The organism is Myxococcus sp. MH1 (assembly GCF_059738865.1).
Genome location: NZ_AP026947.1, coordinates 9663617 through 9677588 on the forward strand (window position 1 = coordinate 9663617; position 13972 = coordinate 9677588).

Here is a 13972-nt window from a genome sequence, read left to right on the forward strand (position 1 = left end):
AGGTCTCGATAACGTGGGGGTCGTGAGCATCACGCACCTCCAGTCCTTCGTCGCCGTGGCCGAGGAGAAGCACGTGGGCCGTGCCGCGCGTCGGCTCCACCTGACGCAGCCGCCGCTCAGCCGGCACATCCTCGCGCTGGAGGATGAGCTGGGCACCCGGCTGTTCGAGCGCACGCGCCAGGGCATGCGCCTGCTGCCGGCTGGCGAGGTCTTCCTGCACCACGCGCGCCGCATCCTCGCGGAGGTGGACACGGCGGTGCTCACGGTGCGCGGGCTCGCGCCGCGTGAATCAGACGGGTGATGTCTCGCCCGCGACTTCCAAGGGCAGCGACAGGGTCTCTCCTCGGTGAACGAGGGCCGCGGCTCGAACCCATTGCCGCACCTGGTGGGCGCTGAGCGGCAGCTCGCGGAAGAGCCGGTACGGAGAGAAGTCACCCACCGACATGTCGAGCAAGGGGCTCTGCCCCACGCGCTCGGCGCGCAGCTCATGGCGGAGCCCCGCCACTTCGATGACGAGCGCACAGTCCAGCGCGTCGAGTCTCCGGACCTCGAGGATCCGCAGGACGCCCCCCGTGCCGTGCCCTCCCCGCTGCGTCTCTTCTGACGTGGACATCGGGTGCTTCTCTCCGCCTCGCGTCGCCCATCGGACGAAGTCACACGGGACCAGGACCGCTCGCCATGGTCAAGCCATGACTCGGTGCGCGCCCCGCGCATACTGAGGCACCTCGCCTCCCACCGGAAGGGACCACCCGAACATGCCTCGCAGGTCGTCTCGCCTCACCTCGTCGAAGCTCCGTGGGTGCCTCCTGCTTCCAGGTGCGCTGCTCGCGTCCGCGACCTGGGCCCAGTCCGCCGACCCCGAGACGAATCCCCCGCCGCTTGACGTTGTCACCGCCGCGTCGACTCGCACGACCCCGACGGCGCACGAAGGTCCTCACCTCCCTGGCCATGTCGTCGCGCAACCCGCGTCCACGAGCCCGCCCCCCGTCGACGACACACCTGAGCCCGCGGAGCCCGACTCGACCTCGCGCACCGTCGTCACGGGCACGCGGCTGCCGCGTCCCATCCGCGACGTGCCCGCCACCACCGTGGTGCTGCCTCGCGAGGAGATCGACCGCAGCCCCACGCTGACCCAGGACACCCTGGTCCGCTCGCTGCCGTCCGTCGCCACCTTCCGTCGGACCCCGAGCCTCGTCTCCGACCCCACCGCGCAGGGACTCAACCTGCGCGGCCTGGCGCCCTCCGGCGTCGCGCGCACGCTCGTCCTCCTCGACGGTGTCCCCGTCAATGACCCGCTCGGAGGCTGGGTCTTCTGGCGCTCGCTTCCACGACTGGGCCTGGAGCGCATCGAGGTCGTCCCCGGCGGCGGCTCCGCCCTCTACGGCAGCTCCGCGCTCGGCGGCGTCGTGCAGCTCATCTCCCGTCCCATCACCGGCCCCGCCCTCGACGCCGACGTCTCCTATGGCAACCGCGGCACCGGCCTCGTCGCAGCGCGCGGCGCCCAGCGCTGGGGCCCCGTCGCCGCCGCCCTGGAGACCGAGCTGCTCACCAGCGACGGCTACCGCATCGTCAGCCCCGGCCAGCGCGGCGCCATCGACGGCGACACGCCCAGCAACCACGTCGTGCTCAACGGCCGCGTCGAGGCCCAGCCCACCGACACGCTCACCCTCTCCGCCCGCGCCAACCTCTTCCGCGAGAACCAGAACGGAGGCACCCGCTTCACCACCGCCCGCGTGGAGCTCGCGCAGTTCGGCGCGAGCGCGCGCCTCCAGACCGAGGCCCGCGGCACCTTCACCCTCGACCTCTTCGGCCGCGCGCTCCGCTTCGAACAGGACCGCGCCCGCGTGGCGCAGGACCGCGCCACCGAGGTCCGCGCCGCCTCCCAGGACGTCCCCGCCAACGACCAGGGCGCCTCCCTCGTGTGGACCGCGCCCGACTGGAGCGCGGGCGGCGCCCATCAACTCTCCGCGGGGCTCGACGCCCGCCGCATGGCCGGCACCTCGCAGGAGCAGCTCTTCCCCGCCACCCAGGCCCCCGAGGCGCTCGTCGCCCGCGAGGCCGGCGGCACCCAGTGGAGCGGCGGCCTCTTCCTGCAGGACCTCTACGCCCCCATCCCCGCCGTGGAGCTGTCCGCCGCGCTCCGCCTGGATGCGTGGCGCAACACCCGCGGCCAGCAGCGCGTGGAGCGCGTCAACGGCGCCACGGACACCACCCGGTACGACGACCGCACCGAGCACCAGCTCAGCCCACGGCTGGGCCTGCGCGTGCGCCCGTGGGACCCCGTCACCTTCCGCGCCTCCGGCTATCGCGCGTTCCGAGCCCCCACCCTCAACGAGCTCTATCGCCCCTTCCAGGTCGGCACCGTCCTCACCGCCGCCAACGCGGACCTCTCCGCCGAGCGCCTGTGGGGCGCCGAGGCCGGCGTCGAGGTCGAACCCCTGCGCGCCCTCACCGCGCGCGTCACCGGCTTCTGGAACGTGCTCGAGGACCCCATCACCAACGTCACCCTGCCGGGCAACGCGGGCCGACAGCGCCAGAACCTGGGGCGCGCCCGCGTGCGCGGCGTGGAGGCCAGCGTCGACTGGCGACTGTCACGCCGCTGGACCGCGCTGCTCGCGTACACCTTCGTGGACCCCACTGTCACCGAGGCCCCCGGTCAACCCGAGCTGGTGGGCCGCCAGCTCGCGCAGGACCCCAGGCACCGCGGCGCCGCCAGCCTCACCTTCGAGGACCCGCGCCTGTTCACCACCACCGTGCAGCTCCGCGTCATCGGCCCCCAGTTCGAGGACGACCTGAACGAGCGCGGCATGGGCGGCGCGCTCGTGGTGGACGCCGCCGTCAGTCGACGGCTCTTCTGGAAGGTGGACCTGTTCGCCGCCGTGGAGAACCTCTTCGACCGCGAGTACCTGGCCGGCCGCGCCGGCGTGGACACCCTGGGCCCGCCCGTGCTCGCGCGCGTGGGCCTGCGCCTCAGGGATGCGCCGTGAGCCTCACGGACACTGGCGGAAATAGTCCACGCGCCGCAGCGGCCTGGCCCCGACCTCCGGCACGAACACCGAGGTGAGCATCACGTGCACGCGCTGCCACGCGTCCAGCTCCATGAAGGCCCCTCCGTAGTCGCGTCGGTCCGGCCCCACATTGGCGTCCAGCGTGGCCTTCACCCAGCCCTGCTGCGTCTGGACCCAATGGGCCAACGGCCCCGAGAGCCCCGACATCAGCAGGTGCACGGCGCCCGAGCTGTCCACCGCCATGCTCTCGAGCGGATGGACCCCCGGCTCGATGAGGCTCGTGTTCCAGTTCCCCTGCTCATCCCGAACGGCCAGCCAGGTCCCACCGGAGGAGCTCCACGCGACGTGCGGGACACCGGAGGAGGACAGCGCGAGGAGCGGGTCTCCCCACACCTCGGCGACGACCTCCGACACCCAGGTGCCCGAGGCGTTCGTGGCGTAGTGGAGGCGCTTCTGCGGATACCCCTCGTAGACCAGGTGGGCCTTGCCTTGCCCGTCCACCTTCAGCGAGGTGAAAGCAGACCGGTCCAGGGCCCGCAGGCCCGTGTCCTCCACCACGAGCTCCCCCGGAGGCCCATGCGTGTACATGAGGCGGTGCTCCGCGCCGATCCACGTGGACAGCGCATGGATTTGGCCTTGCGCGTCCAATTCGAGGCTCTTCACCAGACCGCTCGCCATCCGCGTCTCGACCCAGCGGCCCGACGTGTAGCGGAAGAAGTGCGTGGGGACATCCGTGGCGCCCTGCGCGAACTGCGGACTCAGGGCCACGTGGACCTCGCCCGAGGCGTCCACTCGGATGCCACCCGGCCAGGGCGGCGGCCCCATGAAGCCCGTCCTCGGAAACGTACGCCAGGGCTTCGTCGTCGGCACCCGCACGATGTCGTCGGTGAACTCGATGAGGTACGCGTCACCGTCCGCGTCGAGCGCGAAGTGCGCGTAGCCCTTGGTGCCCTCGGGCAGCAGGTTGCGCTTCTGCCAGCCCTGCTCGCACGCGCTCCAGGCCGACATGCGCGCGTCGACGCCCGCATCACTCAGCACGGGGCCATCCGGGTTGTGCGGCCACCCTCCCGCGTCCGGCGTCCCGCCATCCTCATCCACCCCGCCGTCCGCTGGAGGGAGCAGCTCACCGCCATCCCCCTGCCCGCCATCCTCCCCTGCATCCGGCCCGGCGTCCCGCATCATGGGCGGAGGTCCCGCGTCGTCTCCGGCGTCGAGGCCCGTCTCCGGCTCGCCGCCATCATCCCTCCCCGCGTCCCGGCTCTTGCCGCCAGCGTCCTCCTGGAGCCCGATCCACTTCTTGGGGTCGATGATGGGCTCACACGCGCACAGCCCCACCGAGACACACAGCAGGACGAGACGCAGTCGGAGAGAGGGCGAGCGGTCCACGAGCAACCTGGGGAGCGGAGACGGACCCGAGGGCCACGTCGGTGATGAAGGAAGCGAGAGGGAACTGTATCCGAAATCACGCGGGGGCCCAGGCGGGCCCATTCACTGACATTGCCGATAGGAGTCCATGGTTCGCAGCGGCCTGCCGCTCACCTCGTCGGGCTTCAGCCACGTGTGCATCACGTGCGCGCGGCCCTGTGAATCCAGCTCCATCGACGACCCCGTCGCGGAAGGAGGAAAGCCGAGGGGCTCGGGGCCGAGCCTCGTCCGCACCCAGCCACCACTCGCGTTGCTCAGGTGCAGCGGCGAGCCGTCCCACACCGTCAACAACAGGTGCACAACACCCGTCGGGCTCACGGCCAGCGCCTCCATCGAGGCCCTTTCGTCGCCGACGGACACCGCGGTCCATCCCGTCTGCGCGTCCCGCGAGGCCAGCATGATGTGGGTGCTGTCCATCCAGGCGATGTACGGCGCCCCCGAGGGCGACAGCGCGAGGTAGCCATCGTCCCCCTGCGAGGAGACGGGCTCCTCCACCCAGGCGCCGGACGCGTTCGTGGCGTAGTGGATGCCCCGGGGCTTCCTCGGGATGAAGGCCACATGCGCGTGTCCCCGGGCATCCAGCTGGAGGCTCGCCCGGTAGATGTCGTCATCGAGCACGAGCCCCGACTCCTCGACCACCAGCGCGTCCGGCGGTCCATGTGTGTACAGGAGGCGGTTCTCCGGGCCGATCCACGTGGACATCGCGTGCAGGTGTCCGCGCGAGTCCACCTCCAGGTCCCACAGCAACCCGCCAGGCTTCACGGTGTGGACCCACCGGCCCGCGGTGTAGCGCAGGAAGTGGACGGGGACGTCCGTGTCGCCCTCGAGGTAGCGCGGGCTCAACGCCACGTGGACCTCTCCCGTCGGACCCACGCGCACGCCGACCACGTAGGGCTGCGGCCCCAACCACCCCGTCCTCGGGAACGTGCGCCAGGGCTTCGTCGTCCCCACGCGCAGGATGTCGTCGGTGTGCTCGATGAAGTACGCGTCACCGTCCGCGTCGAGCGCGAAGCTGCCGTACCCCTTGGTGCCCGCGGGCAGCACGGTGCGCTGCTGCCAGCCCGCGTCGCACCGGCTCCACTCGCTCATCCGCACGTCGACGCCGCCGTCTCCCAGCACCGGGCCGTCGTTCCCGACGCCACCTCCCGCGTCCCCCGCGTCACCGGGGCCGCCATCGGCGCCGCCGTCCTCGCCCGGCGTGGGCTCGCCGCCGTCCTCCCCCGCGTCTTCACCCGGCGTGGGCTCGCCGCCGTCCGCTCCGGCGTCATCGACATCCGGGTCGTCATCCACGGCGCCCGCGTCGGGCGGCTTCGCGATGGCCCAGGGCGACAGGACGATGGGCTCACACGCCACCACCCCCGCCACGGCGGCGAGCAGGAGCACTCTCGAGCAGAGCAGGACAGCCCAATCCACGAAACACCCTGGGAGCGGGGACGACAGGAGGGGACACACCCCGCCAGGGGCATACGCAGCGGGCGATTTATCCGGGCCATTTCCGCCCGGAAAATCCGCCGCTCAGTCCACCGGCCGCAGGATGCGCAGGGGGCGCACCGGGCCGTTGAACCAGCGGCTCAGCTCCACCAGGTCATCCACCCGGCGCGCGTCCGGGAGGCTGTCCAGGAACACCTGCCCGTACGCCTTGGTGCGGATGCGCCGGTCCAGCATCGTGACGATGCCCTTGTCGGACTGTGTGCGAATCAGCCGGCCGAAGCCCTGGCGCAAGGCCAGCGCCGCCTGGGGCAGCTGGTACTGCTCGAAGGGCTCCTCACCCCGGGACTGCAGCTGCTTGATGCGCGCGGCCACCAGCGGGTCTCCCGGCGAGGCGAACGGGAGCCGGTCGATGATGACCAGGCTCAGCGCGTCCCCGGGCACGTCCACGCCCTCCCAGAAGCTGTGCGCCGCGAAGAGCACGCTGGGCGTGTCGCGGAACGCCTCCAGGAGCTGCGCCTTGGGACGCTCGCCCTGCAGCAGGGCTTGATACGGCAGCCGCCCCGCCGTCAGCTCGTACGCGCGCACCATGTTGCGCAGCGACGTGAAGAGCACGAAGGCGCGCCCGCCCGTCACCTCGCACAGCCGGATGATTTCTTCCGCCGCCGCCTCGATGAAGCCCGGCGCGGTGGGGTCCGGCAGGTGCGTGGGCAGGTACAGCGCGGCCTGGCGCGGATAGTCGAAGGGGCTGGGCACCGCCAGCGTCCGCACGCGCGTCACCGTCTGGCCGTCCTCGCCGTACAGCCCCATGCGCCGGGCGAAGAAGTCGAAGCGGCTCTCCGCCGCCAGCGTCGCGGACGTGTACACCACGGTGTCGAGCGCGCCGTACATCCGCTCGCGCAGCTCCTTCGCCACGTCGATGGGACTGGCGCGCAGGAACAGGCCCTTGCCGCGCTGCTCCGCCCAGTACACGTGGTCCGTCGACTCCGCCTTCTCCAGGAAGGTGAGCTGCTCCTCCAGTTCGTCCGCGCGGCGCGTGATGGCCGCCAGCTCCGGCTCGCGCTCGCCCGCGGTGAAGGCGGACAGCGCGCCCAGCCCCTCGCGCACGCCGCCCAGCGCGCTGGTGAGCTTCGCCATGCCCTCCGCCTGGAGCGTCACCGACGCCTCGTGGCCGGACAGCCCCAGCGCGCGGGGTGCCTGCGCGAAGAAGGCGTCCGCGCCGGTGCGCAGCCGGGCCGCCAGCGCGCGCAGCATCGCGTGCCGCGAGTCCTCCTCCTTCAGCGCCGCCACCGCGTCGCGCGCCAGCTCCTCCAACCGGTAGTTGGAGACACCCACGCCGAAGTGCCCGCTCGCCGCGTCCTCGAGCGCGTGCGCCTCGTCGAAGATGACCGCCTCGTAGAAGGGCAGCACGCCCTCGGTGCGCTTGCCGGAGCTGCGCAGGGACAGGTCCGCGAAGAACAGGTGGTGGTTGACCACCAGCAGGTCCGCGCCCTCCGCGCGCTTCCGCATGCGCGTGACGAAGCACGTCTCGTACAGCGGGCAGCGCGTGCCCACGCACGTCTCGGACGTGGTGGACAGCCGGGGCCAGGCGCTGAAGGACTCGGGCAAATCCAACTCGCCGCGGTCGCCCGTCTGCGTGTCCTCCGCCCAGGCCTTCAGCTTGGGCCAGTAGCGCGACTCCTCGCGCGTGGCGAACTGCGGGTCCTTGGAGAACGCCTCGTAGCGGTGCAGGCAGAGGTAGTTGTTGCGCCCCTTGAGGTAGGCCGCCTCGAAGGTGAGGCCCATCTTCTCGCGCAACAGCGGCAGGTCCTTGAAGAAGATCTGGTCCTGCAAGGTCTTCGTCGCCGTGGACACGACGACGCGCCGGCCCGACAAGAGCGCGGGCACCAGGTAGGCGAGCGTCTTGCCCGTGCCCGTGCCGGCCTCCGCCAACAGGTAGCTGCGCTCGGCGAAGGCCCGCTCCACGGCGCGCGCCATCTGGAGCTGCTCCGGGCGGTGCTCGTACGCCGGCAGCGCCACCTGGAGCGCGCCCCCCGGACCGAGCAGGCCATCGACGGACAGAGTGGGAGAGACGGGGAGCGTCATCGGGAGTGGCCAGCCTCGCGCAAGCGGCCCGACACGATAGCAGCCACCCGCGTCCGGAGCCCGTTTCCGACCACCCGCGAGCGCCACGGCCCGCACGGCCGGCCGCCTGGCGACGGGGCGTTTCGCGCCGGAGGATTCGTCAGGGCACGTCGCCGGACAGGAGCACGCCGACGCGCTGGATGATGAAGGCGGACATCAGCAGCACCACCAGGAAGAGCACCGCGATGGCCACCCCGCGCATCCGCCGCGACAGCAGCGACGCCCCCGCGCCCTCCACCTCCGTGGGCACCACCACCGTGGCGCGGCGGACGATCTCCTCCCGCGCCCGCTGCGCCACCGCGTCGTCCGGCGCCCGCGCCAGCCGCACGCGGTACAGCCGGCCCGCCGTCGCCAGCTCCCCGCGCCCCATGGCCAGGGTCAGCAGCCGGTCATGCGCCTCCCACTGTCCCCACTCCCCCGCCAGCCGGCGCCACTCCTCGCGCAGCGCCTCCGAGGGCTGGTGCTCCGACTCCACGAAGTTGGCGTACACCAACCCGCACTGCGAGCAGGACGTGTCCACCTCGCGCCGCGTCGACACGCACTTGGGGCAGTGACCGGGCGGCGGCACGAAGAGCGCTTCGTCGTCCAGCGGCGGCGCCGCGGCCACCGCGCCCCGCACCACCCGCAGGGCCGGAGCACCGGCGCGCGCGGCGGACTCCAACACGGGCTCCTCCGCGGGCCTCGCGCTGGCGAGCGGCTCGCCGCCCACCGACGGCGTCACCGCCAGCGGCTGCGCGGCCCGGGCGCGACTCTCCGCGCCGCACCGCTGACACGACACCACCAGCCCTCCGGACTCCAGCCGGTAGGACTCCAGGGGGATGAGCCGCTCGCACGCCTCGCACTGGAACTTCATGACACCACCTGACGCAGGGGCACGGGCATCGCGCAGCCGATGAGGGCCAGCAGGCACAGCGCGCAGATGAGCTTGCGCGTGGGGCTGAGCGGCTCCTGCGGGTACACGACCTCCGGATGCCCGAAGCCCACCACCTTGCTCGTCACCAGGAGCCACAGCCCCCAGGACGCGGTGACGAAGAGCGTGAGGAACAGCAGCACGGCGGCCATCAGCCGCCCCACCCAGTGCGCGTGGCGCCCCAGCACCGCGAACGCCAGGTGCCCCCCATCCAGCTGCCCCATGGGCATCAGGTTGAGCAACGTGACGAGCAGACCGAACCAGCCCGCGATGACCACCGGATGCACCAGCACGTCCTTCCCCTCCGGCAGGGGGCCCAATGCCAGCCACGTCAGCCCCTGCATCAACAGGCTGTCACCAAACAGGGTCTGCACGCCATGGAAGGCTTGCTCCGGCGCGGGCGGCGCGTGGGTCACCTTCGCCATCACCCAGGTGAACAGCTCCTTGCCGTACACCCACAGCGAGGACTCGCCGGGGAACTGCGAGGCGACCTTCGGCGCGTCCACCACCGCCGAGTGAGACAGCCCCCAGTACAGGATGGGCAGCGCGACGACCAGCCCCGCCAGCGGCCCCGCCGCGCCGATGTCCACCAGCGCGTTGCGGTGGGGGATTCGGTCGCGGATGCGGATGACCGCGCCCAGCGTGCCCACCCCCAACACCGGCAGCGGGATGAAGTACGGCAGCGACGTGTCCACCCGGTGCAGGCGCGCCAGCACGTAGTGACCCATCTCGTGAGAACCGAGAATCGCGAGCAGAGAAAGGCTGAACGACAGCGCGCGCGTGGCGGCCTCGGTGGAGACCTCGTCGGGCGAGTACGGCCGCTGGAAGTGGAAGTAGAGCAGGTAGGACGTGAAGGTCGTCGCCACCGTCAACAGCAGCAGCAAGAGGTGCAGCCAGTACCTGGGCGCGGGACGTGCGACGGGGACGGAGTCCATTCAGGGAGCCTCGGGTTCTGGGCTAGCAAGGCGAGGTGCGCATTACAACGCGGGCGCGCATCCACCATGGCCATACAGTGTGTCCGGACGGACCTTGACATGGGGTCGACATCTGGTACGACCGCGCCCGCTTGAAGGTCACTTTCAAACGGACGTGCGCCCTCGTGGGTGCTCGTCCACCGGACAAGCGACACTCACTAGAGGGGAAAACCATGAAGAAGCTCATCCTGTCGGCCGTTGCCGCGTCCAGCCTCATCGGCTGCACCAGCGTCGAGAGCGCCGTTGTCTCCGGGACCGAAATCGCCGCCAACGGTGAGGCCGTGGCCGTCATCCAGACGAACGCGCTGGGCCTGACCGCCATCTTCCACATCATCGACATCGTCCAGAGCGACCTGGACACCGTCGTCAACAAGCTCCTCATCGCCGAGGCGAAGGCCATGGGCGCCTCCAAGGTCGACCTGAAGTCGGCCAGCACCACGCCCCGCCACGGCATCTACGCCCTGTTCGGCACCATCATCGGCGTGACCTCCTCCACGGCCACCGGCGTGGCGGTGAAGTAGTCAGGCAGCCGGCCCTTCAGGGTTCGGCGACCTCGGGAGGCCCCCTGGCGACAGGCGGGCCTCCTTGCTTTTCAGCCCTCCTCCTGCCCCACTCGCGCCCCATGTCCCCTCGCCTCTTCGTGTGCTGTGTCGTGCTCGTCCTCGCGGGCTGCTCTCGGAAGTCGGACGACGTCGCGGCGCTGGCCTCGCAGGTGAAGACGCGGCTGGTCGAGCGTGACCAGAAGCTGTCCGGCTACGGCATCATCGGGATTGTGAAGGACGAGGGCCAGGACGCGGTGCCCTTCACCTTCGAGCACCGCGCGCCGGACCGCATGCGCGGCACGCTGGGCGAGCCCCCCGCGCGCATCTTCTCGTGGGACGGCACGCACCTGTTCGAGCAGCTCGACGGGGAGAAGCGCTTCACCACGTTCAAGTCGGAGCTGCCTCCGGCGAAGCTCGCGGGCTTCCTCACGCAGACCTTCAGCGCCTTCATCCCCGAGGGCTTCCGCGCGCCGCTGGTGTCGCACGGGGCCACGCTGCGCCGGGTGAAGCACGCGCGCGCCGAGGAGGCCGTGGAGCTCTCGTTGTCGCTCGGCGGCGAGGCCCAGGGAGTGGAGCTGGTGTACGTGCTGCGCTGGCCGCAGCTCGACTTCCTGACCAAGCGCTCGCGCTCGCCGGACGGGACGGAGGCGGAGGTGCGGATGGAGGAGGAGCACTGCGACCCCCAGCTGGGCCTGTGCGTGCCGAAGCGGCTGAGCCGCTGGTTGGGAGGCCGCAAGGTGGGCGCGACGACGCTCATCCAGCTGGAGCTGACGAAGCCGCCGCCCAACGACGCCTTCACCCTCGTGGCGCCCGAGGGCTACGATGTGAAGACGCGGACACTCGTGGAGGCCACGGAGGAGAACCCTCCCTCGGGCGGTTGACCCTCGACAGGTGCGTCCCCACTTTCGCCCGGGAGGCGAGTGATGGTGGAGAACGTCATCTTCGACGTGGATGGAACGCTGGTGGACTCGGTGGACGAGCACGCCGAGGCGTGGCGACGCTCGTTCCTGCATTTCGGACGGGATGTCCCCTTCGCGCACGTGCGCAGCCAGATTGGCAAGGGCGCCGACCAGCTCATCCCCGTGTTCTTCAACGACGAGGAGCTGGAGCGCTTCGGCAAGGAGCTCGAGGAGTACCGCTCCAAGCTGTTCCTGGACGAGTTCCTGCCCAAGGTGCGGCCCTTCCCGCGCGTGCGGGAGCTGTTCCAGCGGCTGCGTCAGCAGGGGCGGCGGCTGGCGCTGGCGTCCAGCGCGAAGGACGAGGAGCTCAAGCACTACGTGCGGCTGTGCGGCATCGAGGGCCTGTACGAGGCCAAGGCCAGCAAGGACGAGGTGGACAAGAGCAAGCCCCACCCGGACATCTTCGAGAGCGCGCTGGCGCGGCTGGGCCGCCCGGACGTGAGCACCGCGGTGGTCGTGGGGGACACGCCCTACGACGCGCTCGCCGCCGGCAAGCTGGGCCTGCCCACGGTGGGTGTGCTGGCCGGGGGCTTCCTGGCCGAGGACCTGCGCGCGGCGGGCTGCCGCACGCTGGTGAAGGACGCGGGGGAGCTGCTGCGGCTGGCCGAGGAGTCCTCGGTGGAGTGGCCGTGGAACGGGCCGGGCGCGTCGCCCGCCGCCAAGGATGAAGAGCCGCGCTGAGCGCCGCGTGCGCCGCCGGACTCCGGACGGCGCATCGGGTCCTGCTCGCCCGCTGGCGCGCGTCAGGCACCTCGTCGAGCCTGGCTCGAAACGCATGACAGGCCAGGCGCACCGCCTCACTCGAGATGGAGGCGCCTGACCTGGGGACTGCTACTTGCGCGAGCGCCCGCCGCGCGAGGTCCGCCGGGCGGTGGTGCCGCGACGGCTGGTGGTCTTGCGCGCCGTGCCGCCGCGAGAGCGGCTGCTCGTGGATGAGCGACGGGCCGTGGCGCGCCTGGCGGCCGTGCGGCGCGCGGTGGACTTGCTGCCGGAGCGCGTGGCGCGCGTGGGCTTGCGCGCGGTGGACTTCCGGCTGGACGTGGCGCGCTTGGTGGCCGTGCGGCGGCCTCCCTTGCTTCCGGCCTTGCGCGCGTTGGCGCGGGCCTTGGGACGACGGCGCGCCGCCTTCGCCTTGCTGCCGGAGCCGCCCTTCATGCCGCCACCGGTGAGCTTGTTCACCGTGGCCCAGGCCCGAGCCTCCGCGGTCTTCTCCGAAGTGCCCTTGTCCTCGTAGCCCTTCTCGATGTGCTCGGCCATCCGCTTCTGTTTCGCCGTGTACTTCGCCTTGCTTCCTCGTGCCATGCGTCGCCCTCCGGGCTGTGTGCTCCACCGGCACAGGGCCGGCCTTGCCTGGAAGGTGCGCAGCCACCCATGCACAGGGAAGGGGCGCGGCAACTTCTTCCCACCCAAGAGGTTCGAGCCGTGCGAGGCCGGACACCGCGGCCCCTCACCCGGAGCGCATCCGATGAACCGACGCACCCGCATCCTCGCCGCCACGCTGCGCCTCGCCCTCGCGTGGGGACTGACCGCCTGCGGCCCCGAGTCGAACGAAGCCGCCGCGCCCCATGTCCGCGAGGCCGCGTCCTACCTCGCGCTCGCCGAGGAAGAGGGCGGGCTCGGCGAGGACGCGGTGGTGGACGCGGACACGCCACGGCTGGAGGCCATGGTGGAGGAGGAATTGGAGGACGGGCGGACCGAGCCCACGGACACCGGTGACGTGTGCGACTTCGAGGCGCACCGCGCTCGAGTCGTGGCCCGCCATGACGAGAACGCGGATGGTGTGCTGGGACGGCGAGAGCTTCGCGCGCTGCGCGTGGACCTGGGCGAGCGACGCGACAGCCTCGACTCCCGACGGGTGCACGAGGGCCGGCGTGTCCGACCGCAGGCCTTCTGGCGTGTGCGCTGGGTCTTCGACCAGGACACGGACGGCGCGCTGTCGCCCGAGGAGCGCGCCGCGCTGGGGGATGCCATGGAGGCACGTTGCCAGCGCCTGCGTGCGCAGCGACTGGAGCAGTACGACACGAACGGCGATGGCGTCCTGGATGAGACCGAGCGACGGGTCGTGCGTGAGGCGCGGCGCGCCCGCTGGGAGTTCCTGCGACGGGAGTGGCTCGAGACGTACGATGTGAATCGCGATGGTGTGCTCGATGCATCGGAGCGCGCGACGCTGCGCAAGGCGCGCGTGGAGGCGGCCTGGAAGCGGCGCGCGGAGGTGCTCACCACGTACGACACCGACGCGGACGGCGTGCTGAGCACCGCGGAGGCATTACCGCTGAGAGAAGCCCTTCAGCAGCGCATCACCGAAGGCCACGACGCGGAGCGCTGAGCCGCTGCGTCCGCGCGCCACCGAACCGGCACGAAGCTGCGGGGCCCACCCGCTGCGGCGAACAGGGTCGCTCGAACGCCTCCACCGACACGAAGCCGCTGCGTCCATCCGCTGCGGCCGCCAGGCCCGTGGTGCCCCACCGATACGAAGCCGCTGCGTCCACCCGCTGCGGTCGCCAGGCCCGTGGTGCCCCACCGACGCGAAGCCACTGCGTCCACCCGAGGCTCCTCCCTACGGGAGATCCCCATGAGCCCGGCCCCACGCATGGAGCCATGA

Annotated in this window: 13 protein-coding genes; 6 read left to right on the top strand and 7 right to left on the bottom strand. The window is 71.6% G+C overall.

The genetic code is table 11. The features are described from left to right. The first annotated feature begins 22 nt into the window (after positions 1-22). Positions 23-301 (top strand): LysR family transcriptional regulator, encoded by a 279-nt coding sequence (locus AC6JA9_RS38195; RefSeq protein WP_046718573.1) that lies wholly within the window; start codon positions 23-25, stop codon positions 299-301. On the opposite strand, the gene AC6JA9_RS38200 is transcribed toward AC6JA9_RS38195, so the two are convergent. After that, positions 290-613, bottom strand: coding sequence for a hypothetical protein (locus AC6JA9_RS38200; protein ID WP_223782767.1), 324 nt, complete (start codon positions 611-613; stop codon positions 290-292). The genes AC6JA9_RS38195 and AC6JA9_RS38200 overlap by 12 nt on opposite strands. A gap of 142 nt (positions 614-755) precedes the next feature. On the opposite strand from AC6JA9_RS38200, the gene AC6JA9_RS38205 reads away from it, so the two are divergent. Next, the gene (locus AC6JA9_RS38205; protein WP_497958619.1) at positions 756-2987 is read left to right on the top strand and encodes a TonB-dependent receptor; all 2232 of its coding nucleotides are present in this window, start codon (positions 756-758) and stop codon (positions 2985-2987) included. A gap of 3 nt (positions 2988-2990) precedes the next feature. On the opposite strand, the gene AC6JA9_RS38210 is transcribed toward AC6JA9_RS38205, so the two are convergent. The 5 genes from AC6JA9_RS38210 to AC6JA9_RS38230 all read right to left on the bottom strand — a co-directional run bounded on the left by AC6JA9_RS38210 (position 2991) and on the right by AC6JA9_RS38230 (position 9830). Beyond that, the gene (locus AC6JA9_RS38210; RefSeq protein WP_497958620.1) at positions 2991-4394 is read right to left on the bottom strand and encodes a hypothetical protein; all 1404 of its coding nucleotides are present in this window, start codon (positions 4392-4394) and stop codon (positions 2991-2993) included. Between the two features lie 102 nt (positions 4395-4496). Then, positions 4497-5846, bottom strand: a complete 1350-nt coding sequence (locus AC6JA9_RS38215) for a hypothetical protein (RefSeq protein WP_497958621.1) — start codon at positions 5844-5846, stop codon at positions 4497-4499. 102 nt (positions 5847-5948) lie between these two features. After that, positions 5949-7946, bottom strand: a complete 1998-nt coding sequence (yoaA, locus tag AC6JA9_RS38220) for a DNA repair helicase YoaA (protein ID WP_223782770.1) — start codon at positions 7944-7946, stop codon at positions 5949-5951. A gap of 139 nt (positions 7947-8085) precedes the next feature. Next, positions 8086-8838, bottom strand: coding sequence for a hypothetical protein (locus tag AC6JA9_RS38225; protein ID WP_223750668.1), 753 nt, complete (start codon positions 8836-8838; stop codon positions 8086-8088). Beyond that, complete coding sequence (locus tag AC6JA9_RS38230; protein ID WP_267699220.1) at positions 8835-9830, bottom strand: site-2 protease family protein; 996 nt, start codon at positions 9828-9830, stop codon at positions 8835-8837. The genes AC6JA9_RS38225 and AC6JA9_RS38230 overlap by 4 nt, the downstream gene beginning before the upstream one ends. A gap of 212 nt (positions 9831-10042) precedes the next feature. On the opposite strand from AC6JA9_RS38230, the gene AC6JA9_RS38235 reads away from it, so the two are divergent. The 3 genes from AC6JA9_RS38235 to AC6JA9_RS38245 all read left to right on the top strand — a co-directional run bounded on the left by AC6JA9_RS38235 (position 10043) and on the right by AC6JA9_RS38245 (position 12051). Beyond that, positions 10043-10390 (top strand): hypothetical protein, encoded by a 348-nt coding sequence (locus tag AC6JA9_RS38235; RefSeq protein ID WP_223750666.1) that lies wholly within the window; start codon positions 10043-10045, stop codon positions 10388-10390. Positions 10391-10491: 101 nt separating this feature from the next. Next, on the top strand, positions 10492-11292 hold the full coding sequence (locus tag AC6JA9_RS38240) for a hypothetical protein (RefSeq protein ID WP_223750665.1): 801 nt from the start codon (positions 10492-10494) through the stop codon (positions 11290-11292). A 42-nt stretch (positions 11293-11334) separates the two neighbouring features. Further along, positions 11335-12051 carry an HAD family hydrolase gene (locus AC6JA9_RS38245; RefSeq protein WP_408888960.1) on the top strand — a complete coding sequence of 239 codons (717 nt, stop codon included), beginning with the start codon at positions 11335-11337 and terminating at the stop codon, positions 12049-12051. A 150-nt stretch (positions 12052-12201) separates the two neighbouring features. Here AC6JA9_RS38245 and AC6JA9_RS38250 read toward each other — a convergent pair whose 3' ends face one another. Continuing rightward, positions 12202-12672, bottom strand: a complete 471-nt coding sequence (locus tag AC6JA9_RS38250) for a transcriptional regulator (protein ID WP_267699218.1) — start codon at positions 12670-12672, stop codon at positions 12202-12204. Between the two features lie 163 nt (positions 12673-12835). Between AC6JA9_RS38250 and AC6JA9_RS38255 the strand changes: the two genes are divergently transcribed. Further along, positions 12836-13696: an EF-hand domain-containing protein gene (locus AC6JA9_RS38255; RefSeq protein ID WP_497958622.1), complete on the top strand. Its 861-nt coding sequence runs from the start codon at positions 12836-12838 to the stop codon at positions 13694-13696. Positions 13697-13972 lie beyond the last annotated feature (276 nt).